The organism is Arenibacter flavimaris (assembly GCF_030291335.1).
GTDB lineage: Bacteria > Bacteroidota > Bacteroidia > Flavobacteriales > Flavobacteriaceae > Arenibacter.
Genome location: NZ_JASWIM010000004.1, coordinates 145,865 through 172,481, shown reverse-complemented (window position 1 = coordinate 172,481; position 26,617 = coordinate 145,865). Strand labels below are relative to the sequence as shown.

The 26,617-nt window shown below is 36.6% G+C and carries 30 protein-coding genes and 1 pseudogene; 4 read left to right on the top strand and 27 right to left on the bottom strand.

All coding sequences use genetic code 11. The features are described 5' to 3' along the window. Window position 1 precedes the first annotated feature (1 nt). The 4 genes from QSE00_RS05440 to QSE00_RS05425 are packed head-to-tail and all read right to left on the bottom strand — an operon-like array spanning window position 2 to window position 3,600. Window positions 2-634 carry a conjugal transfer protein gene (locus QSE00_RS05440; RefSeq protein ID WP_286105193.1) on the bottom strand — a complete coding sequence of 211 codons (633 nt, stop codon included), beginning with the start codon at window positions 632-634 and terminating at the stop codon, window positions 2-4. A 4-nt stretch (window positions 635-638) separates the two neighbouring features. Next, window positions 639-3,041 carry a TraG family conjugative transposon ATPase gene (locus QSE00_RS05435; protein ID WP_286105192.1) on the bottom strand — a complete coding sequence of 801 codons (2,403 nt, stop codon included), beginning with the start codon at window positions 3,039-3,041 and terminating at the stop codon, window positions 639-641. Next, a complete protein-coding gene (locus QSE00_RS05430; protein ID WP_286105190.1) occupies window positions 3,028-3,312 on the bottom strand; it encodes a hypothetical protein in 285 nt (94 codons plus the stop codon). The genes QSE00_RS05435 and QSE00_RS05430 overlap by 14 nt, the downstream gene beginning before the upstream one ends. Beyond that, window positions 3,313-3,600 (bottom strand): hypothetical protein, encoded by a 288-nt coding sequence (locus QSE00_RS05425; protein WP_286105189.1) that lies wholly within the window; start codon window positions 3,598-3,600, stop codon window positions 3,313-3,315. It abuts the gene before it with no gap. Between the two features lie 188 nt (window positions 3,601-3,788). Between QSE00_RS05425 and QSE00_RS05420 the strand changes: the two genes are divergently transcribed. Beyond that, window positions 3,789-4,448, top strand: coding sequence for an N-acetylmuramoyl-L-alanine amidase family protein (locus QSE00_RS05420; RefSeq protein ID WP_286105188.1), 660 nt, complete (start codon window positions 3,789-3,791; stop codon window positions 4,446-4,448). Between the two features lie 77 nt (window positions 4,449-4,525). Here QSE00_RS05420 and QSE00_RS05415 read toward each other — a convergent pair whose 3' ends face one another. From QSE00_RS05415 to QSE00_RS05320, 20 genes are all read right to left on the bottom strand, one after another. Further along, window positions 4,526-6,538 (bottom strand): DUF3732 domain-containing protein, encoded by a 2,013-nt coding sequence (locus tag QSE00_RS05415; protein ID WP_286105187.1) that lies wholly within the window; start codon window positions 6,536-6,538, stop codon window positions 4,526-4,528. Beyond that, the gene (locus tag QSE00_RS05410) at window positions 6,538-7,059 is read right to left on the bottom strand and encodes a three component ABC system middle component (RefSeq protein ID WP_286105186.1); all 522 of its coding nucleotides are present in this window, start codon (window positions 7,057-7,059) and stop codon (window positions 6,538-6,540) included. Before QSE00_RS05410 ends, QSE00_RS05415 begins: the two co-directional genes overlap by 1 nt. A gap of 2 nt (window positions 7,060-7,061) precedes the next feature. Then, on the bottom strand, window positions 7,062-8,288 hold the full coding sequence (locus QSE00_RS05405) for an ABC-three component system protein (RefSeq protein WP_286105185.1): 1,227 nt from the start codon (window positions 8,286-8,288) through the stop codon (window positions 7,062-7,064). A 224-nt stretch (window positions 8,289-8,512) separates the two neighbouring features. Further along, window positions 8,513-9,175, bottom strand: a complete 663-nt coding sequence (locus QSE00_RS05400; protein WP_286105184.1) for an ATPase — start codon at window positions 9,173-9,175, stop codon at window positions 8,513-8,515. Beyond that, window positions 9,159-9,878, bottom strand: a complete 720-nt coding sequence (locus QSE00_RS05395) for a hypothetical protein (RefSeq protein ID WP_286105183.1) — start codon at window positions 9,876-9,878, stop codon at window positions 9,159-9,161. The genes QSE00_RS05400 and QSE00_RS05395 overlap by 17 nt, the downstream gene beginning before the upstream one ends. A 3-nt stretch (window positions 9,879-9,881) precedes the next feature. Beyond that, entirely contained in the window at window positions 9,882-10,166 is a 285-nt protein-coding gene (locus tag QSE00_RS05390; RefSeq protein WP_286105181.1) for a helix-turn-helix domain-containing protein, read from the bottom strand. A gap of 293 nt (window positions 10,167-10,459) precedes the next feature. Next, window positions 10,460-11,299, bottom strand: a complete 840-nt coding sequence (locus tag QSE00_RS05385; RefSeq protein WP_286105180.1) for an RteC domain-containing protein — start codon at window positions 11,297-11,299, stop codon at window positions 10,460-10,462. Between the two features lie 125 nt (window positions 11,300-11,424). Further along, window positions 11,425-11,898 carry a PaaI family thioesterase gene (locus QSE00_RS05380; RefSeq protein ID WP_286105179.1) on the bottom strand — a complete coding sequence of 158 codons (474 nt, stop codon included), beginning with the start codon at window positions 11,896-11,898 and terminating at the stop codon, window positions 11,425-11,427. Window positions 11,899-11,903: 5 nt separating this feature from the next. Beyond that, a complete protein-coding gene (locus QSE00_RS05375; RefSeq protein WP_286105178.1) occupies window positions 11,904-12,248 on the bottom strand; it encodes a cupin domain-containing protein in 345 nt (114 codons plus the stop codon). 16 nt (window positions 12,249-12,264) lie between these two features. After that, window positions 12,265-12,819 (bottom strand): DUF1572 family protein, encoded by a 555-nt coding sequence (locus tag QSE00_RS05370; RefSeq protein ID WP_286105177.1) that lies wholly within the window; start codon window positions 12,817-12,819, stop codon window positions 12,265-12,267. Window positions 12,820-12,837: 18 nt separating this feature from the next. Continuing rightward, window positions 12,838-13,185, bottom strand: coding sequence for a nuclear transport factor 2 family protein (locus QSE00_RS05365; protein ID WP_286105176.1), 348 nt, complete (start codon window positions 13,183-13,185; stop codon window positions 12,838-12,840). Between the two features lie 12 nt (window positions 13,186-13,197). Beyond that, window positions 13,198-13,638, bottom strand: coding sequence for a PaaI family thioesterase (locus QSE00_RS05360; protein WP_286105175.1), 441 nt, complete (start codon window positions 13,636-13,638; stop codon window positions 13,198-13,200). A 5-nt stretch (window positions 13,639-13,643) separates the two neighbouring features. Next, window positions 13,644-14,348: a type 1 glutamine amidotransferase gene (locus QSE00_RS05355; RefSeq protein ID WP_286105174.1), complete on the bottom strand. Its 705-nt coding sequence runs from the start codon at window positions 14,346-14,348 to the stop codon at window positions 13,644-13,646. A gap of 1 nt (window position 14,349) precedes the next feature. After that, entirely contained in the window at window positions 14,350-15,084 is a 735-nt protein-coding gene (locus QSE00_RS05350) for a YggS family pyridoxal phosphate-dependent enzyme (RefSeq protein WP_286105173.1), read from the bottom strand. Continuing rightward, on the bottom strand, window positions 15,081-15,803 hold the full coding sequence (locus QSE00_RS05345; RefSeq protein WP_286105172.1) for an AAA family ATPase: 723 nt from the start codon (window positions 15,801-15,803) through the stop codon (window positions 15,081-15,083). The genes QSE00_RS05350 and QSE00_RS05345 overlap by 4 nt, the downstream gene beginning before the upstream one ends. A gap of 115 nt (window positions 15,804-15,918) precedes the next feature. Further along, window positions 15,919-16,458 (bottom strand): YfiT family bacillithiol transferase, encoded by a 540-nt coding sequence (locus tag QSE00_RS05340; RefSeq protein WP_286105171.1) that lies wholly within the window; start codon window positions 16,456-16,458, stop codon window positions 15,919-15,921. Window positions 16,459-16,468: 10 nt separating this feature from the next. Then, window positions 16,469-17,527: a branched-chain amino acid aminotransferase gene (locus tag QSE00_RS05335; RefSeq protein ID WP_286105170.1), complete on the bottom strand. Its 1,059-nt coding sequence runs from the start codon at window positions 17,525-17,527 to the stop codon at window positions 16,469-16,471. 12 nt (window positions 17,528-17,539) lie between these two features. Beyond that, window positions 17,540-18,628 (bottom strand): isochorismatase family protein, encoded by a 1,089-nt coding sequence (locus QSE00_RS05330; protein WP_286105169.1) that lies wholly within the window; start codon window positions 18,626-18,628, stop codon window positions 17,540-17,542. Window positions 18,629-18,638: 10 nt separating this feature from the next. After that, window positions 18,639-19,577 (bottom strand): DMT family transporter, encoded by a 939-nt coding sequence (locus QSE00_RS05325; protein ID WP_286105168.1) that lies wholly within the window; start codon window positions 19,575-19,577, stop codon window positions 18,639-18,641. An 18-nt stretch (window positions 19,578-19,595) separates the two neighbouring features. Further along, on the bottom strand, window positions 19,596-20,171 hold the full coding sequence (locus QSE00_RS05320) for a GNAT family N-acetyltransferase (protein ID WP_286105167.1): 576 nt from the start codon (window positions 20,169-20,171) through the stop codon (window positions 19,596-19,598). Window positions 20,172-20,270: 99 nt separating this feature from the next. On the opposite strand from QSE00_RS05320, the gene QSE00_RS05315 reads away from it, so the two are divergent. Further along, window positions 20,271-21,686, top strand: coding sequence for an aminotransferase-like domain-containing protein (locus QSE00_RS05315; RefSeq protein ID WP_286105165.1), 1,416 nt, complete (start codon window positions 20,271-20,273; stop codon window positions 21,684-21,686). Here QSE00_RS05315 and QSE00_RS05310 read toward each other — a convergent pair. From QSE00_RS05310 to QSE00_RS05300, 3 genes and pseudogenes are all read right to left on the bottom strand, one after another. Further along, a pseudogene (locus tag QSE00_RS05310) lies at window positions 21,683-22,093 on the bottom strand (site-specific integrase); the annotation flags it as partial. The gene QSE00_RS05315 and the pseudogene QSE00_RS05310 overlap by 4 nt on opposite strands. Before the next feature lie 126 nt (window positions 22,094-22,219). Then, window positions 22,220-22,993 carry a helix-turn-helix domain-containing protein gene (locus QSE00_RS05305; protein ID WP_286105164.1) on the bottom strand — a complete coding sequence of 258 codons (774 nt, stop codon included), beginning with the start codon at window positions 22,991-22,993 and terminating at the stop codon, window positions 22,220-22,222. Then, window positions 22,994-23,908 (bottom strand): ketopantoate reductase family protein, encoded by a 915-nt coding sequence (locus QSE00_RS05300; protein ID WP_286105163.1) that lies wholly within the window; start codon window positions 23,906-23,908, stop codon window positions 22,994-22,996. A 137-nt stretch (window positions 23,909-24,045) separates the two neighbouring features. Between QSE00_RS05300 and thiC the strand changes: the two genes are divergently transcribed. Then, a complete protein-coding gene (thiC, locus tag QSE00_RS05295; RefSeq protein ID WP_286105162.1) occupies window positions 24,046-25,887 on the top strand; it encodes a phosphomethylpyrimidine synthase ThiC in 1,842 nt (613 codons plus the stop codon). Continuing rightward, complete coding sequence (locus tag QSE00_RS05290; protein WP_286105160.1) at window positions 25,884-26,615, top strand: hydroxymethylpyrimidine/phosphomethylpyrimidine kinase; 732 nt, start codon at window positions 25,884-25,886, stop codon at window positions 26,613-26,615. Before thiC ends, QSE00_RS05290 begins: the two co-directional genes overlap by 4 nt. Window positions 26,616-26,617 lie beyond the last annotated feature (2 nt).

Here is a 26,617-nt window from a genome sequence, read left to right as displayed (position 1 = left end):
TTTAGTATTCGGTTTCGCGGTTATTGATTTTATCCTGCATTTTTCTAAAGGAGATAATATCCCGATAGCGTTTGGTTCGGATCGTTATATCCGAGACCATCTCCTTGGACTCGGTTTCCTTTTCCTTTAATATTTCTGCACGTTCGGCATCGCTCATTTTGAGGTAGTCACTGGACAGAATTTCGTCAATGAAGTCCATTGTGTCCAGCGAATTCTGGACAATGGAGCTAAACGATTCGGACACCCTGGCCACTTCATCGGGTTTGATATAGGGCGAGTTCAGAATATCCTGCAAATCGTTTTGCATTACCTCAATAAGGCGTTGATTGTTTCGTCCAATTTCTTCTACAGCCCGAAGTTGTCTGACGACATTGGAGACTTTCTCGATACTTTCCTTTGCATCCTTCAGGAATTTTACGGACTTGATAAGTTGGGCGGTCTGCTTCCCGGATTCCACCAATTGTTTTACCAAGCTGATAAAATTGGTATTGTCATAAGTGGGCATTCCTTGGGCGGTAGCACCGCTAGGCGATAAAATGGCAATCTTAAGGATTGACCCCAACAAAATTGTTTTGATTTTTGTTTTACTCATCACCAAATAGTTGTTTTGGTATTCGTGAATCTTCGATTTCATAATATTATGTTTTAGATGTGAATTCAATGATAGCCTTCTCCATATCTTGGGTCTTTTCATAAATGGCCATTATGGCCTCGTTTTCCTGTCCATCGGTTAGATATGCGGCATACACTTCCTTGGGAACTTCGAGCCTGAAGATGTTGCTTTCCTTTCCGATTTTGATAAACATTTCGGTGTACTTTCGTGGCCCGGTAAGGTTGTTCTTGATGGATTTTAATTGGTTCAGGTCGTGACTGGAAAGGTTGAGGCGTTTGACCAGTTCGGAATAGCCTTTTTCATTGTTCAGACTATAAATGACCTGTGTATTTTCCAATATGCTTGCCGATGTTGAATTGTTGGGAAGCTGATTGATGGATTGTAAAATGATGCCAATCGCACCGTTTTGTTTACGTATCGCCTGATAGTAGAATTCCACACTTTCCAGAACGTTCTCAAACTTCAGTTGCTTGGCAAACTCATCGAACAGGATGATGCCTTTTTCGGCACGGTTCTTCCAAATCGTCCGTTGTATGGCTGACTTAATAAGCTTCAACATAACCGATAGGATTTCCTTATTGTCCTTGACTTCATCCAGCTCAAAAACAATCAATCGCTTGTCCTCGATTTTATAGGTCTGGTCTTCACTGACCTCAAAAAGGAAACTATATAGACCATCGCCGACATACTCGGACATTACGTGCAAGAAGCCCGTAACATTGAAGTAGTCGGGATGGATTTTTAAGGTGTCCAGAAGATCTTTCTGATTCCTTTCTATAAAGCTGTAAAAACCATCCAAGGAATGGTCTTCTGAAGTACTGTCATAATAATACTGAAGTATCTTTTTAACGGAGACCGATTGTGCCTTGGTTACTTTTAAATCGGAAGCGAACAGTTCAAATAGAAAAAGCGATAAATCCTCTAACCTTTCTGGTGTCAGGTCATTGATGTCGCTGATGTAAAAAGGATTGATGCCCAAGTTCTTTCCACTCTCGTAGCGCAGCACAGTATACTGGTCAGGGTAGAGTTTGGCAAATTTGGTGTACGAGCCGCCCAAATCGATGATGACCAGGCGAACCCCGCTTTCAAAATATTGACGCAGAATATTATTGGCCAAAAAGGATTTTCCCTCACCTGTTGGTGCAAAAATGGCAAAGTTCCGTGCCTTGATGCGCTTTTTACGTTCGTCCCAAACATCCTTTAGAACAGGAATGTTATGCTCCCGATCGTTGAAGATGATACCAGGAGCATCCGATTTATAAATGGTATTGTTGATGAATAGACAAAGGGCGTGTTTTAAGTCGGTTACATACAAATCATTATTCGAGAAGTTAGACGAAAAACAGCAGTAACTATTGAGTATATAATTCTTGCGTTCTTCACCTCGTGGATAGTAGGGTATAATATCCAGTTCCTTAAACTCAGTCTTGATTTTTGAAGTTATCTTATCGAGATCTTTGGCATCTTTAGACCAATAGATGATATTTAGATGACCACGAATAATTCTGGAATTATCATCGGCATTGATTTGGTCAAGGATATACTGGATTTTTCCAAGAACCACTTTGTTCTGTGAACCAAAATTGGAACTCTTGTTCAGTTCCTCTATTTTCTTGTCAAGCAGCTTGCGCCATTTCTGTTTATCATCCAAATACAAAATTTGGTTCACGATATGATTCTCATTTAGCGTAAGCCCTAGACCATCAATAAACCCTTGATGAAATACAAAATCGTCAGATGTGAATTTCTCATTGGTTTTGCTGCTCTGTACACTTTCGCCAAAGCACAGTTCGCTGTTGATGGCTAGGGCATCAAAATAATTTTCGCCAATAGTGACGTTTTTCTTTTCTAAAAGGATGTCGGTGTCGAAACCTTCGTTGAAGCCATTGAAATAAGCATCACTGATGCTCTTTATTATTTCTGGGTTCAGTGGTGTCAGTTTAACTTTGCGACTATTATTAATGAAGGAAACCGAATCGCTTACCGAACCAATAAAACTTTTAATATTGTCATCCATTTCCTGAACGATACCCTTGGAGACCTTTCTAAATGGGTTGACATATTTTGGATTGTTGAGTGCTTTGTTTTTGGTCAATATGAAGAACAGATAACAGGTGTGTTCCATATGTTCACGTCCTTTAAAATGCTTGTGGGTTGCTCTCTCTAAAAAGGTTTTATTGGGGAGTTGTTCGGACGAATAGGATTTCTTCAGGTAGATGTCCTGTTTGTGAACCACAGTGCCCACGGGTAAGGATTTCAATGCCTGAAACCACGCACCGTGCATATCCTCAAAGTCCTTTTCCGATAAGGAATAGATTTCTGGTAAATTGCCTTTGTAGCACAAGACCACATTGCCATTATTGGCAAAAATGACATTGTCCTGAATATCCGCAATGGGTTGATATCCTGATAGGTTAATCTTGTCCATACTCGAAGCCGGAATTTCTTTTGTTACTAATAATGTTTGGGAAAGCCTTTGTCATCTGAAAAAGTTGTGGATTGCTGGTTATTCGTATCAAGGCGATATATAGAACACTGTTGAATACCAGTAAGCTTATAATCATCATAAAGCTGAAAGAGAAGATAATGAACAGTAAGGAAGCCACGATGCAGATCATTAGTATCGCAAAGAGGGATATGGGCAGCCCAAAAATGACCGCCTGTTTCCTAATGTTTTTATAGACCTCGAATCGTTTCATCTATACTACGATTGAGATTAGGTAAGTGAAAATTCCAACTACTGCACCTGCAATTAACACAAAGACCAGAACACGGGTAATCCCTTTCTTCAGGTCGGCATTTTCACCAAAGAAATGTCCTGCATTAAATAGGAAGCCGATGAGGAAGATGACGCCCAGAATAATGGGGAAGATAGTTCTTATGGTATTGGAAACATCGTTAACGGAATCTTCGATGCCTCCAATTTGAGCAAATAGCGAAGATGAAACCAGTAAGAGGAAAGCTGTCAAATAGATTGATTTTTTCATAACGTAAAGTTTAAAATTTTGATTCGTTTTCGTTATTGGAAATTTACATATATTTGTTTGTAAATAATTGATAATCAAATATTTGTGAATAAAATAATATTTGATTCTGTTTGAATTCCGTTGCTATTATTTGATATCAAATGCTATGGAATTTTGCAATGAAGTTGTTTATAACCCAAAAGATGAGAATGAAAAATCTGCTCAAAAACGTCAGTTTTGCAATTTTGCTCTTGAAAATGTGCATCATTTTTGGACAGGAAATTGACGCTCAAAAACGAATTGTGATCGATGTTGGACACGGCGGAAAAGATTCCGGTGCCATCGGTATAAATGGCATTAAGGAAAAAGATGTTGTATTGGATATTGCAAAGGAAATAGTAAGTCTTAACGAAAAGTCGGAAGCGCCATTGGATATATATTTGACCAGGTATAACGATACACTTATTTCATTATCGGACAGAACTAAACTGGCCAAGGCTTTAAATGTTGATTTGTTTGTTTCGTTGCACTGCAATCATTCGGATAATCCAAAGGCTAGAGGGATTGAGGTATATGTTAGCAAAAACAAATCTGAATATTCAAAGGAATCTATTTGGCTTGCCTATCAATTACAGAACCAGATAAAAAAACGATTAGGGTTTGAAAGTAGGGGTGTGAAGTTTGCTAATTTTCAGGTGTTGCGGGAAACTGTTGATTGTTGCCCATCTATGCTTTTGGAAATGGGATTTTTGAGTAATGGGGATGAAAGAGACTATTACCAAAATTTAGAATCAATAAAGGTTTTGACATTGATAATATGGAACTATCTAATCAAAAATTTAGAAAGTTATGAGGGAGTTAGGAATTGAGGTGATAAAATGTATAAGAGATATTTTAAATTTATTAGAAGGGAGGAGAAAATAATCTTTGCCAGTACTTTGCATTTTTACCATTCCTGTGGTATTAGAGCTTGAAAATCATTGTTTCCCTCAGTTCCTCTCCATTCTTCTACTAAGTTGATGTAATCTGGGTCAATATCACTCCACATATCTATTGGAACGTGTTCCAATAGAATGAGTTGAATTTCGTTTCCAGTGTTTTTCAAAAATTCAACACAAGCTTCAAAAATCTTTTTAGTGTCTTCTACGTCTTTAGAGTTTTTTTGGAGCTTATCATTTTTAGAATTAAGGCTTTCGGGGTAATAAACTTGACTGGGTTGGTCTAAAATAAGGAAAGAAGGCACGTAATTTACTTTGTTACTTCTTTTTAATTGCCAGAAAAATTCGTGTAATCCAAACATTGTTGCTAAATGATATCCCATATAGTTTGCTCCGCTTCCAAGTCTTGCTAAGTAATATCTGTTCCTTGTTTTAGTATCTTCAATTTTGATGTTTAAACTACTATCCGGGTCAAGGTGAACTAATCTATTCTCCTTTGATTCAATGGATAAAATCGATACATATTTGCCAATTAGGGTTGTCAGTTTTTTCAAAGAAGATTCTTTATCAAACTTTTCATTTAATCTTTTCAATGATGTTTTTTTTGACGCAATATTACCGTTAAGTACTTCAATTTCTTTGTTCAACTCACTCGAAGGTTCAATTTTTTTCAAGTTTGAAAGAGCGTGTTCGATTTTTCCAACATATTCAAAAGTTCTTTTTAAGCTCTGTTCAGTTTCCTTTTCTTCCTTTAGCAATATATTTAGGTTAGCATCTAATTGGGTTATCGAATTTTCATATTTAGAAATTTCTTGAGCCAAAGCTTTTTTTTCTTTTTCAAAGTCGTAACTCAACGACTTAGCCTGATCAATAATCTCTCTATTTGCCTTTCGAACTTCATTAAGTGATAATAATTCATCTATTGCTTTCGAAGATTCTGAATCACAAAAAGGACAAAAGTTTGTGCCGTTCTGTTCCAAAAACCATTCTACAGGCCTAAGTCTATTCTCTTTTTCCCTAATAACATCATCCAAGTAGTCGTCTTTAGATTGTTCTAGTTGTTCAATTTTATTTAAGTTATTCTTGGCAATATTTAAATTGCGAATGAAGGAATCTCTATTATTAATTAATTCATTTGTTTTTTCGTTGAATCTATTTGCCGAACCTTTCTTGAATAGTTCTCCCTTTTTTGCGGACGCTACTATTTCATTTAAAGCGGCTCTAATCCTACTTACAGATGCCGTTTCTATATCTATGTCGGAGTTTGTTAAGCCTAACGATACTGCCTCCGAATAATATTTATAGACCTCACTTTGCCAGTTTTCATATTGCTCTTTTAAATTCTCAAGAGTGTTTATTAACTTATTTTTCTGCTTCTCTAATTCCGAAATTTCATTTTCTAAAAATATAATATCGTATGAACTATATCCTAAAATCAGAGGGAAAATGGTCTTGAGTTTTTGCAGGTGTTCCCAAGAATCAGTTTTGTAGAACATAGTAGAAGGGTTAGCTATGATGTTCTGAGTTTGAAATTGAAATGCAGCTGTATCTCTGAAGCTCGCTGATGTATTAAAAGGATTGTTTTGGTCTTCTCCAGTATAATTTCTAAATCCTGCAAGTTCACTTAGTTGTTTCTTGACAAAAGCAATGTTAAATTTATACTCTGATTTATTTGCCAGCCATTTGTTACTCCTTAGGTCCAAATATTCTCCTTTCACATTTTCCTTAACGAAATACATAGTTGATTTTGATATTTCGTAATTTTCTCTGGCCAAAAAATAGAATTCACCATTCAATTCCAGATATAAGGCATATACACTAACACTATCTCTTATCTTACCGACAGGGATGTTACATTCTCCACTACCCAAACAATAATCTACAATATCAATTATTGCCGATTTTCCTCTCTGACTATAACCGGTAATAATATTCAGTTTTTTTGTGTCAAAGGAAATTACCCTAGGTTTTTTATCAATCGACTCAGGGTAGAGTATTATGTTTTTAATCTTTAGTTGCATTAAAATTTGATATTAAGCGTAAGCTGGAGGTTCTTATCTGTATTTTTGGCAAATATATGACCAATTTTATAGGCACTATCTTGAATCATTCCCACAATATTCTCACGACCTAAGGTGCTTGGAATATTAATTTTTTCAGACATAAAACCACGTAAAAGAATTGTAGTTTTATTTGTCTTATCGTATTCAAGTATTTTCTTACTAAACAAAAGGTTGATGGCATCGAATGTTTGCCCCGACATTTTATTCGAACGTTCCTGAAGCCCTAACACAGTCTCTTGGTCATTTGCGATAGCCGTATATATTTCATTGGACGATTTAAATGTATCACGGGACTTTCGGTGATAAACTATTGGAAGAACATAAAATAAATATAAAAGGCTAGGGAAATTGGACTTATTTTTCTTGTATCTAGCAACTTTATAATAACCCAAAACAAAACTATGCAACGCCAAAGCACTAATTGCAGAATTTTGCAGAGTTGTATATAGATTAAATTCGTCTTCGTACTTTGATTTCATATTTAGTTCTTGTATAACTTTTCCCAATTTGGATGCCATCCAATTTCAGGTATATTTGAAAGTTTTAAAAAACCACCATTCTTGATGTATATATTATTTATATTGAAAGAATGGTCTGTTTGAAAGTTCATTTCAAGTTTTTTCATTACATAATTATAAATGTCGATTGCTTTTGAATTCAATTCATCATCCGAATATTCATTTAATTCTCTTGTAATAAATGTATCAAAAATGTCTTGCCATTTTTCTTGACACTGATAGATAAATTGGTCAAAATCTTTTTTTGTGAAGTCCCCAATCTGGTTAATTATATAGGTATGCTCGATTTCATATCTTATGTAGTCTTCTATTGCTCTTTTTATTAACCTTCTTTTTACATCACTGTTATGCTTAATATCTTGAAGTTGTTTTACAAACAGTTCATTTTTTCTTTCTTCAATTTCTTTTGTCCCAACTTCGATATCCTCTTTGTTTCTAAAAATTGCCTTAATAATGGAGGGAGAGTTAATTAATCTTTGATATTTTTGGTCTAGGTCTTCTTTCTTGACTAAGGCAATTGTTCCGTTTCTCCATTTATACAAACAAACTTCCTGTATCCAACCTAATAATGCTTGATATATGTTATCCTTTTGTAAATCGCTCAAGCTATTACCGCTCAAAAGAAGTTTATTGAGAATTCTTTCTTTAAGGTTACCTTCGTCCCTTAATTCTAGATTACAATGTAGAGTTTCAAATAAGCCCTTATTATTAAGCACACGTTTTATGATAGGGAGAATTTTATCAGCTGTTTTATAGCTTTCACCATTTGCGTCTTTAACCTGTTTTTTATCAAGTAAACTTTGCTTTTTTTTAGCGATTAAGGACAAGGCATCATCTAGACTTGCGTGCTTAATTTTACATAACAAAGATTCTTTTGGTATTAATTTGTTAGTTGCACAAATGAACTTAGTTTTTTCGTTGAAAACCCCTTGGTTGATTTTATCCAACCAAATTTCGATTGTGCGCCAAAGGTCATAGCTATTATCAGGAAAAGTGGTGGTGCTCTGTGAAATACTATGTTTTGCTTGCAATGTAAATAATACAGTCCCGTCTGGGTTGTGAATTGCCACATCATCAACATTTTCGATGGATAGATAGGCTTTAGGATCCTCTAATAGCAAAAGAGAATACAATCCTTGTTCGAATTGATACAAATAACCAGCAAAAGGACCTGGTGCTTTGTCGTTCAATATGGGATTTTTATTCATTACAAACTGCTTAACATTATCAATTTGCAGAAATAAAATCGTTAAGGGTTACTTACATTGATTTTAAGTTTTTTTGGTAAAAAAAAGTCAATATTTCTATTGACCATTGGATAAAAATTTAAATATCTGCAAATCAATGATAAATATAACAAAATGTTAAATAAGATTCTTACGGAATTACACAATTTGCTGTAAATATTATAAAATTATGTCCTCTTATCCTCAACATCCTTATCAAAAGCAACCAAATTAAACAATTCCCGCATCCGGCTACGAACGCGATTACCGTACCGTTCTTCCAATTCTTCAGCATTTAGATTGGTGGTGGCGTGAGTTTTAATTTTATGCTTGGTCTGCTGGTAAAGTTCATAGCGGGATAATAGCACTTCACCCATTACGTTCAAATCTTTACCATAAAACCGTCCAGGGGGCTCAATGCCCAAATCATCAAAGCAGAAAAATTTGGTGTTGCCATATTCTTCAATGGTTTTAAAACCAAGGTGGTTAAAACTGAAGGTCACATTCCTGCAAGGTATTATTTCGTAAGGACGTTGAAGTGGAACTATATGTCGTAACAATTTCATCAAACTGGTCTTGCCGCAGCCTACGGGCCCGGATAGCAGAATTCCCTTATCGATATCAATCCCATAGTGCTTACAATTTTCTTTGTCCTTGATGAAATACGAACAGAGCTTCAGTAGAATATCCTTATCCTCATCATAAATCCTGAATTTTTCCCCGAAAAGTAATTTGCCTTTAGCATTCAAGTAAATCAAGATTTTAGGGAAATCATACAGCACGCTTTTACCGTCAAACTTCCCAAGCGAATATTCCACGCCACCTTCGGTTATTTTAGAGGGGTTGTCCATAATCCTTGTTTTTAGTAGTTAGCAAGTTGTCCTTGATTTGGGATGCTTGTTTTTTATTTGGTTTGTTTTCCTGATCAAACGACTCTGTTCTTTCCATCCAGTTGAAGGCCAATGCTTGCCAATCGCCAATCGCTTTTCCGTCACTCGTTTTCCAATCGTTGGCTTCGTAATGGTCGAAGAATTTTTTTCCTTCATCAGGATCAAACCCTTTTTTATTGAAAAAAATAATAACAGCCTGCCTGTCCTTTGGCTGTTTATTATTGTTTACTTGTTTGGTATTGTTTATAGTAGATACCAATGCTTGTCCATTAAAGGGACGGTGCTGGTACACTACTGGTTCACGTATGGGATGGTACTGTTCCGCAAGTTGTTCCAATATGGGATTGTACTGTCCCGTAACTGGTTCATCACTTGTCCCAATAATAGACATCTTGATTTTACTGCCCTTGTATGGATTGTTGGAAGGGAAATAGGAGAGGTAGTTCCAAGCATCCAACTCGGTCACACATCTGTGGTAGGTAGATTTTGAACCTATTTTAGCCACACGCATAAGATCACGTCGGTTTACGTAAAATTCATCTGCAAAACGGCAGCTGTTCCATTCTTGAAATAATGCCATATACAGGCTGATATGGGTAGGATTTAGGCGGTCGTCAAAATAGAACCTTTTAAAAGCCGCATTGAGTAGCTTTATGTAGTTCATAGACTATAGATTTAATCCGTGCTGTACACGGTTTGCATCCATTACATTTTGAATTTCCGCTGCATCGTAATAAATGATCCCGCCTACCTTTGTATAGGGTAGTGTCCCATTGATCCGTAGGTTTTGTAATGTGCCCGGACTTACTTGGAGCAAGTCCATAACTTCCGAAGATTTAAGGTATTTCTTAGTGTTTCCGGAAGCTTGCTTGGTAAGAAGTTTTTTGATGTCATCGAGCAATTCCATTTTGAATTCCCGAAGATCGTCTGTAGTAATAATGGCTGTTGGCATAATAGAACGGTTTTAATGGAAGAGGCTATCGCACCGCTGTCAACTAATTTGATAGCCCCTGACCTGATTTAACTTTCGTTCTACAAATTTGAAATGGTTTATTGGGTTTTATTCACAAGTTGCACCCAAGTTGGGTGCAATTTTAACATATTGATTTTTAGTGTTGTTTAGTTGATTTTGGTAGTTTGAAAACTGAAAATGCTATCTAAAATGCTTTAAGATTTATTACTAAAACAAACACCCAAGTTGGGTTCAACTTGGGTGTTTGTTCTGTTAAGATTATTACTTTTATACTACTCATCTGCTTCCCTGATTTTTTTGATGAGACTTGTTTTCAATAAGTCCAAAAATCTAGCGAAATCCTCTTTACGTCCACGTATTTCCAGAAAACTACGGTAGTAATTTCCTAAGTCAATATCAAGAACCATTTCAAAAGCGGTAGCCAAATCTTTGATATCTCCCTTTACTGCTCCAGATGCTATTAGCGCATAAACAAGTTCGATTAAATCAATTTTGTTTGAGGTCCAAGTGAGATTCAGGCTTTCCAATAATTTTTCATTGCTGGAAATTTTTCTTGTTGATTTTTTCAAGTCATTTAATTCGTTAGTGTAATGATTCAGCAGTAAATCATATGCCAATATTTTTGCAACGGCATTGTCGTGACTTGTTGAAAATTCAGCATCGGTATAAAAATGGGAAGTGTCAGAAAGAAGTCCGATGTTATCATTACCACGTAAAAAATAAAACTCGTCCAAAAAGGTTGCATTCTGCCTGTAATATTTGATGAACTCGCTATTGTAATAATAATATTCTTGTAGTTTTTTGATTTCATTATCCAAGTAAGTGCGTTTAGACTTATCGGTGCCTCTTGGTTTTTGTATTAAGTACTTATATAGTTTAGCATAAAATTTGAGATGTCCGTAGATAAATGGTTTTTGCTTTTTAAAAAATAGTATTTCATTTTCTTTATTGATAAAATTTCTTTTGCGTAGTACAACCCTTAATTTCTGTAGATATTTTCGTGATATTTTAATGCCTTTTTCAACATTCAAAAACTCACTCAGGTTTTTCTCGTTAACTTCAGCGAGAGCTAACTTACATTCATCAAGTATATGTTGTATTTCATTTGTCACGAATAAACTTCAATTAAATTTAGCGTAACCCACTAATATTTTAAGAGGTTAAATATGTATTTATAATAAATTAGGATGATTATAAAAGAAGCTGAAATTCTTGAAAATTCCATACTTAACCTTTTTTATCTCCCTTTAGCTTTTTCCCCACGAAGTGTCATTACTGTACTTGTTACGGAGGCTGCTAGTTTTCCATTACTTTTATAGATTTCGCAAACATAACAACTTATCGTTTTTCCACTTTGTATTGGTTTAGCGACCGCTCTTAGTGACTCTTTCCATACGGGACGAAAAAAGTTTGTTTTAAGTTCTATAGAGGTGAAACTCTCACCTTCATCTATTAAGGTAGAATGTGCCGTTCCAATTGCTGCATCTGCTAGCTCACATAGATATCCTCCGTGAATAGTGCCCTGTTGGTTGCCGTGTTTTAAAGGGTCTGTATCTACTTCAATGATTGCTGTCCCTTTATCAACTTCAGCTATCCTAAAACCTAGTGTTTTAGAAATAGCTGTTGGATAAGTCATAAATGTGCGGTCATTTTCATCCAGATTTCCATTAATCATTTTATGGATATATTCTAAAACGGGTATTGTGTTCATAGCACTTATTGTTCTAGATTAATTCTATCATTTACATTACCTGGAAATGATATTACCAAAAAGCGGAGTATTCTAGAGGTATCATTACAGATTTTGTGAGGGTGTTCTATTTTGATTTGTATTCCTTCATTTTGCGATACTACCTCTTTTTTTCCATCCACTATAAAAGTGGCTTTACCTTCCAATATATAGAAAAACTGCTCTGTTTTTTTGTGCAAGTGCAGTTGCTCATCCGTTTGTGGAGGCATTATTTCTTCTTTAATAATGGCATTCTTAGATTGAAAAAGCTCCCAAGCATTGCAATTATTTCCCCATTGATACTGCTTTGTATTGGTTTTATTTAATATCATAAACTATTGCTTTTACTTATAAATCATCGGTGTAATGTCGTTTGTCCTTTTCGTTTAAGAATTTACGCTGGTTGTAATCATTGGACTTATTTCTTGCTATGGAAAGTGATTTCCATTCTTCGTTTTTCAACATTTTAGCAATAAACACCAATTGTCCAAGGTGATATGCATAGTGAGCTAGCTGCCTGTTCATCGCTTCAATGACGGTATGTCCATCATTTCGTATATAGATTATGGTTTCCAAATCAGATTCTGTCAACTTGCTTAAAGTATCTATTAAACAAGTCCATCCTTTGTCCCAATAGGCCATTAATTCATTCTTTGAAGAAAATGGATTTTCAAATTCCGCATCCCGATTCCGCCAAGCTTTTTCACCGTCTGAGGTTAAAAAATCGGTAAACCTAGACAACATATTGCCTACCATATGATTTACTAGGATAGCAATGCTGTTGGCTTCTTGGTTATACTGCCAGAACAATTGCTCTTCTCCCAATTGCTCCATAGCCTTTTCTCCCAACATTTTGTAGTAGAGAAATTGCTTTTCGATACTTTCTAGATAACTACTTTTCAATTTAAATGATATTAGGGTTTAAAACTTATAATGCGCTCTTACTTTACAGATTCTTTCTTCTTTATCAAACTCCATATATTCTGCCGAAAGAGAATCATTGACACTTTTATAAAACAAGACAACTGAATGAACGCCCTGTAGTTCGTGGTAAAACTCAAAGTTTAAAGAGGGGTATTTTTGTAGTGCTTTTGAAAAATATTCCTTTAATTCGTTTCTGCTGGATATGTTGCCTTCAACCTTGATACCCATTTGCTTAATAATTGGCGAACTAAAATCAATGTCCTGGCTGTAATGTTCCATTATGGCATCCAAGTTATGACTGTTCCAGGCATTTAGCCATTCGGCTGTAAATTTTGATGTTTCCATTTGTCTTATGTATTAATGGATTTGATTACTATAGTTTTCATTTTCAAGCTGCATAAGCGTTACCAGGGATGTGGCCACAAGAGTTTCGCCACCTTGTTTTGTTACATAAATATCAGAACGTACTACTGTTAGTATTTTACCTCTTTTGATGACTTCAGCTTTTGCAATGAGATTGTCTCCAATAGCTGGACTTAAATAATTGATTTTCAATTCTACTGTAGCATAGTAGTGAGTGTTTGACTTTGTTAAGGCACTTGCATACGAGGACACATCTACCAAAGTAGCCATAGTTGCTCCATTGAACATTCCGGCCGAGCGCATCATAAAGTCTTTTTGGGGAACCCTGATTTCAAAGTAGTCGTCATTTATATTTGATATTTCAGCACCGAAAAGCTGCATCAATTTGGAATTTTTAAAATTTTCAAAAAGTTCTGTTTTTAAGTTGTTCTCCATTTTTCTTATGAATTTAACCAGTTGATTAATACGTGCTTCATTAAGGTGTTGCACGACTTGATGTTTTTAAATCCTTGAAGAATTTCTTCTAGGGATTGGACAAAAGCAGCTTCCTTGAGTTCATTTGTGCCATTGTCCAACATTTGCATTAATGAGTTTTCTGTGACTTCCAGATGGAACTGTTGGCCGATAACATTTTTGGAATGATAGAACGCTTGATGCTTATTTCCTATAGAAGTAAGCAATTCAGAACTTCCATCAGTAGGGATGCTAAAAGTATCGCCGTGCCAATGGAAAACGGTTTGGTCATTTTCAAAAAATTTGTACATCCATTGTATATCCTTGGCGGTTTGGTTCGCAATTACAGGAAACCAGCCAATTTCTTTATTCCTTGCGGGGTAAACTTTTGCACCAAGGCAAACCGCCATAAATTGTGCGCCAAGGCAAATGCCCAGTACTTTTTTACCTGCATTTATACAATCCGCTATAAATACCTTTTCTTCATATAACCAAGGATATGCATATTCATCATAAACACTCATTGGTCCGCCCATAATAATTATAGCATCAATACTGTCAATGGCTGGTAATGTATAGCGCTCTTCAAAAAAATGTGTGGTGGTTACCTGATACTTGTTTTCATTTAACCAGGTTTCTATATAGCCCAAGCCTTCATAAGGCACGTGTTGCAAATAATGGATGTTCATCATTTTAATTTTTATTTTCGTTCCAGTAATAACTATCTGGATAAATCCGCTCTCCAAAAATGGCCGTGCCGACCCTTACAATAGTAGCCCCTTCCGCTATTGCTATTTCAAGGTCACCGCTCATTCCCATAGAGAGCTCTTTCATTTCCACATTCGGAATTTGTAAAGTTTGTATCTCTTGTTGCAAGTTTTTTATTTTTTGAAAACAAGACCTGATTTTATCTTCCTCGGCACTGAACAATCCTATTGTCATCAGTCCTTTTATATGGATGTTGTCATAAACCGAAACCGCTTTTACCAACTCGATGGTATTATCGGGATGCACACCAAACTTACTTTGCTCATTGGAGGTGTTTACCTGAATGAGTACTTCTATTTCTTTCTTTTCAAAAGTCAGCCTTTTATGCAGTTTTTTTGCCAAGGTTAAATGGTCTATAGATTGGACACAGGACACGTTGTATTTTAGCAACTCTTTGATTTTGTTTGTTTGTAAATGCCCTATGAAATGACTTTGGTAGGGGAAACTTTTTAGATTATCGTACTTTTCTTTTATTTCCTGAACCTTATTTTCTCCAATCAAGGTTTGCCCTGATTGAAGTGCAATTTTAATACGCTCTGCAGGAACGGTTTTGGTTGCCAAAAGCAGTTTCACCTCTTTAGGGTTTCGGTTACTTTTGATGCAGGCATTTTCTATTCTCTGCTGAATACGGTTTAGGTTGTTTAAAATGTGATTGTTCATTCTAACTTGATTTTTTCCTTTTGTTCCAATACTTCTATCACTTTTGATTTTATAAGTGTGTAGGTATAATCTTTGGCTTCGGCAAAAGAGATCTGATATTTACGCTCTATGTCCTTTAATTTTTCAGGAAAGGGAGCTAATAATTGGTTGTAATATTTATCTAAAACTTCTTCTGTTGGCATTTTAAACTGGATGCTTAACTGGAATCTTTGCAATAAGGCCAAATCAATAATTTCAGGATGATTGGTGGCACATATCAGTAATGCATCTGTTGGATAATAATCTATCACCTGAATAATGGTATTGACCAGCCTTCTCATTTCACCTACATCTTTATCGGCACTTCCCCTTGATTTACCAATCTGGTCAAACTCATCTAAAAACAATACTGCTTTTTCTCTTGCCGCTTTATCAAAAACTCCTTTGATATTCTGTGATGTTTCTCCAATGCGTGAGCAGATTACGTTACTTAAATTCAGTATCAATATATTTTTACCTAATGCATTTGCAATAGCTTTTGCTGTCATCGTTTTGCCACAGCCAGAGTTTCCCTCAAGTATAACCTTATTGTTTACAGGTAATCCGTATCTGTTAAGTTCATCTAGATATTTATGTTCTTTAATTAATTGTTGGATGCTTTTGCTGTTTTCTTTGTTGAGAAAAACAGCATCTAAGCTTACACGGTCTTTGTTATTTATTACTAGGTCAACTACATTCATCTAATAACTGTTAATGGAGGTCGGAAATGGATTCGAATCACTGTAAAAGGTATTGCGTACCCTTGCCTGACCACTCAGCCATCCGACCTTTACCTAATTATTTTCACCTTTATATTCAAGTCCATTCCATTTTTTGTTTGGTGTGAGTGATATGGGCTAAATGGTGTTTACAATGCCAAGTATACTTTGCCATTGCTTCCTCTATTTTTAGATTCTTCCGAAGCTGTGGATGGAAAAAGTCTCTTTTCCAATCTTTTTCATTCAAACTAGCCAATAGTGCTGCCCAGCGTTCGTGAACACCCTCCAGTATTTTCAAAGAGGGTTCAATCGGGAAACTATATGCGTCCAAAAGTGTTGCCCAAACGTCTTCTTCAAACGGTTTTATTATGGGGCTTTCTTCTGTAATGGCATACTTGATTCGTGAAAAACAGCTCATATTACTATCCGCAAGGTGATGTACTACTTGCTTGATTGTCCAGCCACCATCTCTATAGGGGGTTTTCAATTTTTCATCCGTTAATGGTGCTACCTCATTTATTATATTTTCTGGGAACGAAGCAATTATGGTGATGTAATCTGAACGCATTTCTTTGGTAAAGGAAGATGGTTCTTCATAGTTTCCAATCGGATATTTTTCTCGGTTTATCATTGACATAATTGTGATTTTAAATAAAATGATTCCAGTGGTATGTATCTGTAGTTGTTCCTCGTCTTATGTTGTCTATTTCCTTTTTTAAGCGGTACATAACAGCATTGTTTTTAGTATAAGGGAAGTAGTCAACTTCTTGAATTTGCACACATGAGATAGGTGAGATTACAGCAGCAGTTCCAACTCCAAAGAGTTCAACCCGATTTCCTGATTCTAGATGTTCTTTAAGTTCCTTCCAACTCACAGGTCTTTCTTCTACTGGTATGCCTAAATCCTTAGCTATTTGAAGGATAGAACTGCGTGTTACACCATCTAGGATAGAAGAGCTAAGTTTTGGAGTGACCAATTTGTTATCCATAAAAAGCATCAGGTTCATCGTTCCCGACTCTTCTATAAATTCGTGGGTTTTGGCATCTGTCCAAATTACTTGATCAAAACCTTGTTCATTTGCCTTTTTGGTAGCAAAGAACGCAGCCCCATAATTCCCTCCACATTTTGCATAGCCAGCACCACCTTCTGCAGACCTAACATAATCTGTTTCAACTTTCACCCGAACTGGTTTGGGATAGTATAAACCTATAGGAGTACAGGTAATCAAGAACGTATATTCATCCGCAATCTTAACCCCTAAACGAGGCTCAGTTGCAATGACAAAGGGACGGATGTATAAGCTAACCCCTTCTTCTTTGGGAATCCAATGTTGTTCTAATTGGACTAGTTTCTCTAGGGCATTTAAGAATAATTCCTCTTCTATTCCAGGCATACACATTCGCTCCAAGGAACGGTTAAACCTTTTGTGATGTTTTTTAGGGCGAAATATGTGAACTTTTCCATCGTCTTGCCTAAAAGCCTTCATCCCTTCAAACACCGTTTGGCCATAGTGAAAGCATAGGGCAAATGGACTAATGGTCAAGGAATGAAAAGGTTCTATTCTTGGGTTAACCCATTTTCCGTTTTTAAATTCAGCTAGGAAAAAATGGTCTGTGGGAGTTTCCCCAAACTGGAACGATTTAAAATTGAACCTTTCCCATCCATTTTCCTTGTTTTTGGTGGTCTCTATTTTTATAGTATTCATAAGTATTGTATTTTATAAGATTAGCTCCATCATTACGTCGGCTCTTATGTATTTACCGTCTTCCAATGGTATTTCTTTGAAGTCGTGTTTTTGGTATATGTTCAATGCTAATGTTAACTTTCTCTGAGAGTATAGAATCAACTTCATCACTTTCAATAGCCTCGCTTTATCAATAGCGCCTTGGCATAAGATTTTTCCAGCTCCAAGCCCTTGGTAAGATTCGTCTACTGCCATTTTAGTCAGTTCCATTACTCCATCACCTATATGTTTTAATGCAACCGTTCCTATAATTTTGCCTTTATATTGAGCAAACAAAATGCAGCCTCCATCATTTAATATGGCCTCTTCTGGATGTATTAGTACATATTCATCCAAGGGCTCAACAGTATAATATTTTGTGAGCCAAGCCTTGTTGAATTGCTCAAAATAAGGCTGCCACTCTGGGCGGTAATCGACTAATGCAATGTTACATATCAGTTTTTCCAATTGGTGCCTTTTAATGATTTCTACGCCTATATTTTGTACTTCTGTGATACCTTTTTCATATAGTCCTGATAGGGCTGTAGGGATAATCCCTATTTTAAAATCCCGCTCACTGGCCTGATAAATAGTTGTTCTGGGACAGTTAGGAAAATTGCATCCAATTATCAACAATGAATCGATTCCCTTTTTATGAAGAAAAGATTCCAGTCCCGTTTGATAGAATGCACCCCATCTGGGTTTGTACATCACATAATCAAGGGGTGCTATTTTTAAGATCTCTCCGGAAAGGAGCTTACTGTGGTTTGGTTCTATACTGTTTGCAGGGAGTAGTGCAGGAATTATTTGAGCACCTTCTGAATAAGGTTTGACAATTTCTTTGCCGTTTTCAATTAAAGCACGTCTGCATAAATCCACATTACTACCATCTTCTTTGTAAAGTCTGATGATATGGATAATGGGGCGATTATGCCTACGGAAAGTATCGGCAATTTCTGAAATATAGGGAACCACTTCCAGAGTGCCTTCAATAGGTGAGGCCCCATCCAAAAGGGTAAAATCCTTTTGCATATCTATGATCAAAAGTGCCGACTTCTGCCAATTTAATTTTGTATAATCCATTGCTTTTAATTTATTTATCAGAAATTTTCATCTTTTTTATTTCCGTTTTAATTTTAAGGACTTTATACCCTTTATTAATAAAATAAACCCCTCCCATAGCAGTTGTTAAGGCTAGTATAGTAATAGGTGTCATTTTTTCATTCAAGAATAAAAACCCTAGCAACAATGCAATAAAGGGATTGAAGTATGCATAAATGGAGGATAGTCCTAAAGGAAGTTTTTCGAGGGCATAGACGAAGCAACTATACGCTAGTATAGACCCGAAAACGATTAGATATAATAAGGCCCAAATGCTTTCACTGGACACCATCCCTAAATGGGTTAAGTCATCAAAAACTGGACACATAAGCAAAAGAGCCAAACCTCCAAGAATCAGCTGAACCGCCGCATTGGTGATTATATTGCTTTTAGGCGGTCTGTGTTTGGTATAAATAGCTCCCATAGCCCAAGCGAGACAAGCTCCAAAAGCCACTAACATCCCAATAAGGTAATCTGTGTTGGTTACATCTTGTATATTGTCCTTGAATATCAATACAATCCCTATACTTCCCAGTAGTAATCCTATGATAATCCTTGCATTTGGAAATTGACGGTCTGCACCGCTGAGATAGTTTAGCGCTACTACATAAACGGGCATAATAGAAACAATGAGTGCGGCCAAGCCACTAGGAATGTATTTCTCGCTCCATCCAATAACGCCATTTCCCAGAGCTACCATAAGGACTCCTGGAACAGCTTGCCTTTTAACATCCGATTTTGACAGCTTGCTTAATCTGCCCGAGAATTTAAGCACTATGAGCATTAAAATGCCTGCTATGGTATGGCGGATTCCTGAAAATAAGAACGGAGGAAATGTTGCTACTCCAATTCGCATAGCAAAGTAGGTCGTTCCCCAAACAACACAAACCACAGCTAATGCTATATATGCCAATAGAAGTTTTTTTTCCATAGTTGTCAATATTAAATGTTAAATCCTGTTTTGTTTCCAATCCCAGATTACAATATGCCAATTCTGTGTCCCATCGAAATAAGTGTGCAGAATACGAAACCCAATTTTTTCGTGAGCCTTTAGGGAACGTTTGTTTGTTACTGCTATCTCTGTTAAACAAAGGCTATACACTGTACTTAAATCAACTTGCATTTGTTGGTACATTTGAGAAAGAAGTCCCAAACCCCTACTGTCTTTATCAATACAGACTTGACCCGATATAACATAGCTGTAGTTTTCCAATGCAAAGGATTTATAGGTAATATCCTTGAACTCTTGAAACATTGGTTTTAACAGTGGGAATTCCGATTTTAACGAACGAACTAATGTCAATACAAATCCAACTACATTGTCTCCATTGATTGCGATGTATTGCGGTGCCTTAGAAGACATTTTTTTCAAAACCCCAAAATCGTGTTTTAGGGTAACAAATCCATTGATCTCCTTTTCTAAAATTGGAATGTTCCCAATATGGTTCTGTTCCTGTAAGGAAAGAATACCTTCAAATTCTGCTTGACTTTGAGCTATTTTTATATATGTATTTTGGCTTGTCATCTGATTAAAAAACTATTTATCAACAAATTTCGATAAAAATAATTGATGGGTACAGATACATTTTTGTTATATTTGTAGGGTACAGATTTGTAATAACTAATGGGAAAAGATTTATTATATGTTCGAATAGCCAAGGCATTGGAAAAGCAGATAAAGAATAAGGTTTTGTCATCTGGGGACAAACTACCTTCTTTAAGAACCATAAAAGAGGAATATGGTGTGAGTATGAACACCGCTACACAAGCCTTTCTGGAACTCGAAAAATGGGGTTTGATAGAGTCTGTTCCACGTTCAGGGTTTTATGTAAGCAATCTTACCGAGCGGCAATTGAAGACTCCTGAAACGAGCAATCCATCTGCTTCTACTGTTCAGGAAGAAGCAGAACAATTAATTACAAAAGTATACCGCTCCCTTAATGATACTTCAATAACACGATTGTCCCTGGGCGTTCCGGACCATCAGTTGGTTCCAATCGCAAAACTTAATAAATCTTTGATCCATTCTATGCGTAATTTAGGTGGGGGAGGAATTGATTATGAGGAAATTCAAGGTAACAGAAAATTAAGAAAGTATATTGCTAGATGGTCATTTACTTGGGGAGGTGATTTTAGTGAAGAAGATTTCGTTACCACGGCTGGGTCAATGAACGCCATTTCTTTTTGTTTGATGGCATTGACCAAACGAGGGGATACTATTGCTGTCGAGAGTCCTATCTATTTCGGCATCCTACAATTGGCCAAAAGTTTAGGTCTACACGTCTTGGAGATGCCCACACATCCCGCAACAGGTATGGATTTGCAAGCATTAAAGAAGGTTGTCCCTAAAATAAAGGTTTGTTTGATCGTCAGTAATTTTAGTAACCCATCGGGAAGCTGTATGCCCGAAGCCCATAAAAAGGAACTTGTTTCTATGCTTGCAGCTGACGATGTTCCAATTATTGAAAATGACCTATACGGCGATGTTTATTTTGGGGATAGCAGGCCGAAACCTTGCAAAGCTTTTGATACGACAGGAAATGTATTATGGTGTGGTTCGGTTTCCAAAACCTTAGCTCCCGGTTACAGGGTGGGGTGGGTTGCACCGGGGAAATATCTTGCCCAGATCAATCATTTAAAACTGTTGCACTCAGTATCTTCAACAACCATCACTCAAGAAACTATCGCTCATTTTTTGGAAAATGGAAGATACGAAAACCATTTAAAGAAAATGAGAAGGACATTGGCTACTAACAGTTTATACTTTAAGCGCGCCATTGCAGCTTATTTTCCTGAAAACACGAAAGTCAGTAATCCGCAGGGAGGTTTTATGCTTTGGGTGGAACTAGACCCTAAAATTGATACCGCCATACTTTATGAAAAGGCTATGGAACATAAAATAAGTATTGCTCCAGGTAGGATGTTTACGTTGCAAGACCAATTCCACAATTGTATGCGGCTTAGTTACGGACAACAATGGACAGAACAATTGGAAAGTAAGTTAAAGGAATTGGGCAATATTGCTAAAAGTATGCTTTAAGTAACTATAGCCCATTTAAAATTAAAATGTATAACGCTATCTAACGCATCATCTGCATCATTATGGATAAAATTCGCTTGATAATTTAGAGTTGTTTTTAAATCACAGTGGCGATAAAGCTTTTGCAACATTAAAGGGTGTATTCTATCTCCAGCTATATTTCCGAAACTATGACGGGCAATATGATTTGACATATTCTTATCGATTTCACATTCTTTGGCAATTCGTTTTAAGAATTTATTGAATAATTTTGTTGCATTCCTTGTCTTTCTAAAAACGTCTTCGGCATTTCTATTATTGGCATCTTTTAGAAAGGGAATTACACATCCGCCACTTTCTTTTTGGTTCTTTTTGTAAAAACTCAATATGGCAGTAGCTTTAGCAGTAATTTTAAGACTTAAGGGTTTTCATTTTCATTCAATTTTTCCTGTATTAATTCTACTTTCTGCCAGTTTGCATGTCAAAACCATCCTTTACATACTGGGCTTTTCCGTCAAAAAGAACTTAAAATCAGAAAGTCTAATCTTAATACCTTAGGAAAGTAAGGATAGGAGAGAATTAGGTGTATGTCCAGACCATCTTTTCACTTCTTTAATAAAGTGATTTTGGTCGTAAAAACCATAGTGAAAAAAATCAGGGGTACATCCAGTTGTATGAATGTGTTTAATTGCCAGCCTACAGCGAATCATTGATTGTACCTGTTTGGGAGTTAATCCAGCATACTGCAAAGTGACTCTTTGAAGATGCCTTTGGCTTATTTGGAGCATTCTAGACATTCGACTTGCGGACGATGCATAATTTTTCCCGCTTATGATGAGTTCTAAAAATTGGTTCCATAAAACTTGCCCATTTCTATCCTTTCCACAAGAAATTTTTTCAATTTGATGATTAAAAGTATTCATAAAAATAGCTGGTTGGACTTCTTCAAAAAAAGGTGTCAACCAATTAAAAGCAGGCAGTATCTCATCCTGTAAAATAATTTTATTGGTTAATAGACTTGTTTCTTCCTTGAAAATAGGCAGCGTACTTCCAAATTGAAAGGTCACTCCAAAAGCCAGATTTCCTTCGGGATGTACATATTCGGCAAAATTGGTTCTTGGCCCTAGAATGCGTGTATCTTTTATAACTAGAGATCCCGACTGATTATCTTTAACAGTATATGGAGATCCAAGTGTGAACACCCAGTTCACGTAGGGATAGGCAAAAATATATTCCGTCACTCCACGCTCTTTTACGCTTAAATCAAGTAGCCAATAATAGCGTATTATATGGCGTAAATGTTCTGGTGGGGAAAATATTTGATACATCTATCTATTTAATTCTGATTTTATTTTTACCAACTCCCCAAGTAACTTTGTTTCTTGGACTTGTGCCTCAAGGTTCATTTGCTTCGCTATCCTGACAACTTCAAAATTGAGGGTGTCTATTTCAGTTTCCCTTTTATTTCGAATATCTTGCAATGTAGAAATAAACTGGCCATCGGACATTTTGCTGATGGAAATCACCTGATCCTCGACTTCTTTAGCTTCTAAAGCAATCCCTTTTTTATTTGATATGAGCACACATTCCTTAATGATTCTCCTCGCAAGGGAAAACACTTCTGTATTTCTATGGAAAATCCCATTATCGACGTCCAATAAGGGACATATGGAATTGAACACACAATTTGCAATGGCCTTTTTCCATATAATTTTATCGATTTGTTTTTCAGCAACAAATCTGAATTCGGGGGTATCTATTTCCTTTACAATAGTTTCTAAAACTGTATCATTCTGCCGGATTATACCAATCGGAGATTCCGCTACAGGTTTATAACTAACTTCACTTTTTGAAACGTTTTGACTGGTTGCAAAAAGTACACATCTATAGACTTCATGAAAATCATGCTCAATAAACGGTCTTTCTATGCCTAAACCATTCTGCAAGATAACAATCGGAGTATTGATGGCTTTACTCTTAAGTTTATCAGCAAGCTCCTCATTCCCGAAGGATTTATTGGTAAGCACCACCAGACCATTAAATTTAGTGAAGTTACTTAAAGAATTGAACTTTACATCCGCTGTCAACTCTTGGCCCGATTTAAGTTTCAACGTTAGCATTTCACTATATGAACTACCATCGTCAACACGTCCTCTAATAAGCTGAACGTCTTTACCATGTCGTGTTAAGCAAACTGCCAATGCTTTACCAATGGCCCCTGCACCAATTATATATATAGTCATTTATTTTTGATTTTTCCTGAACAACAAATTACGGTAAAACACATTATTTTAAATAGTATAAGTTGGACATTTTAGCCTGATGTCCACCTTGTACTATCCTATTTATAGCTATTTAATGACTTTTGTTCAAAAAACAAATGGACAAAAAAGATACGGTTTCAGCCGATTATAAGCAACATATTTCAAGAGAACCTTTTCCGAATTCAAAAAAGCATTATGCCATTACAAATAATGGTTTGAAGATTCCTTTTCGAGGTGTTAAACAAGATAAAACCACGATAAATGGAACGGAACAGGACACCAGAAATCCAGAGGTATTCCTCTATGATACCAGTGGTCCTTACACGGATCCAAAAGCAACTATCGATTTAACGCAAGGGCTTCCTGATGTTAGGGATTGGTTAGCAAAAGACAAGCAAATCATAGAATTATCACAGCCTTCATCTGAATATGGGAATACCCGTTTAAAAGATAGTGCGTTAGATAGGTTACGATTTCCAAACATCCGAAAACCGAAACGATCCATAAGACCATCCCACACCCAGATGTATTATGCAAAACAAGGGATAGTTACTCCAGAAATGGAATACATAGCCGTGCGGGAAAACCTGATGATGGATGATTATAATCAGCATTCTGGAAACAGTTGGGGCGCTAACATTCCTCAAAAAATTACTCCAGAGTTTGTTAGGGATGAAGTAGCTAAAGGTCGTGCCATCATTCCTGCCAATATTAACCATCCCGAACTAGAACCTATGGTGATTGGGCGTAACTTCCTTACCAAGGTGAATGCCAATATTGGAAACTCTGTAGTGACATCGTCTATTGCAGAGGAAGTGGAAAAAGCGGTATGGGCTTGCCGTTGGGGAGCAGACTCCATTATGGATTTATCTACAGGAGAAAACATCCACGAAACCAGAGAATGGATTATACGAAATTGCCCTGTACCATTGGGTACTGTGCCTATTTATCAGGCGTTGGAAAAAGTCAATGGAAATCCAGAAGCGTTAACCTGGGAGCTTTTTCGGGATACCTTAATAGAACAAGCAGAGCAAGGAGTAGATTATTTCACGTTGCACGCTGGCGTTTTATTAAGGTATATTCCGCTTACCGCTTCACGGCTTACGGGTATTGTTTCGCGAGGGGGAAGCATCATGGCCAAATGGTGTTTGGCACATCATAAAGAAAATTTTATTTATACTCATTTTTCTGAATTATGCGAAATATTGAATAAGTACGATGTTTCCATTTCATTAGGTGACGGGCTACGCCCAGGGAGTATCGCAGATGCTAATGATAGAGCGCAGTTTGCTGAATTGGAAACTTTGGGTGAGCTGACTGAAATCGCTTGGAAATACGATGTTCAGGTAATGATTGAAGGACCTGGACACGTCCCTATGCAGTTAATCAAAGAGAATGTGGACAAGCAGCTTAAACTTACTCACGAAGCCCCTTTTTACACATTAGGACCGCTCACTACGGATATTGCCCCAGGTTACGATCATATCACGAGTGCTATTGGTGCGGCATTAATTGGTTGGTTCGGTACTGCCATGCTCTGCTATGTTACGCCCAAAGAACATTTAGGGTTGCCCAATAAAGAAGATGTAAAGGATGGATTGATTGCCTACAAAATAGCAGCCCACGCAGCAGATTTGGCAAAAGGTTTTCCATCTGCTCAATATAGGGATGATGCATTGAGTAAAGCAAGGTTCGAGTTTCGATGGGAAGACCAGTTCAACCTTTCCCTTGACCCCTATAGAGCTCGTGAATACCATGATGAGACCTTACCTGCAGAGGGAGCAAAAATAGCTCATTTCTGTAGTATGTGCGGTCCTAAATTCTGTTCAATGAAAATTACACAAGAGATAAGGGAACTGGCCAATGAAAAAGCAGCTACAGAAACGAAAGTGATTGAAGAAGGTTTAAAGGAAAAGGCAGAAGAATTTACAAAAAAAGGATCGTCCATTTACTTATGAAGCAGCCAAAAGTATTATCAATCGCTGGGTTTGACCCTTCAGCGGGCGCAGGGATTCTAGCCGATATAAAAGTATTTCAGCATTTCAATGTCTATGGCTTTGGGGTAATGAGTGCCTTGACCATCCAAAATGAATCAGAGATTCGTGGTATCCGTTGGTCAACACACAAAGAGATTAAAGACCAGATAGATATCATTTTTTCCCTTCACACTATAACTGCCGTAAAGATTGGAATCTTAAAAGATTCCGATACTTTGAAATGGTTGGTCAAACTTTTAAGAGACCACGACCACGACTTAAAAATTGTATGGGATCCTATATTCAAAAGCTCTGGTGGATTTAATTTTTGGAATGATATTGACCCAAAACATTTATTAAGCACCATTGAACTTATTGATCTAATTACACCAAACAAGGAGGAATACTCAAAAATTTGGGACGATGACTTTTCCTTTCATGAATTTAACGGACACACCGCTGTTCTGCAGAAATCAGTTTCTAAAAATGAAGAATTTGTAATTGACTATCTGTGGTGGAATCAAAATGTATATCATCTAGAATCCAGAAAATTTACTGGCTTTGATAAACATGGTACGGGTTGCATATTGTCTTCGGGCATCACAGCCGGACTGGCACTTGGTCTAAATATGAAACAGGCGTATTATAAATCAAAAGAATTACTCAATCACTATATGTTAAGTAGTGAGTCTTTACTTGGCATTGCCTAATC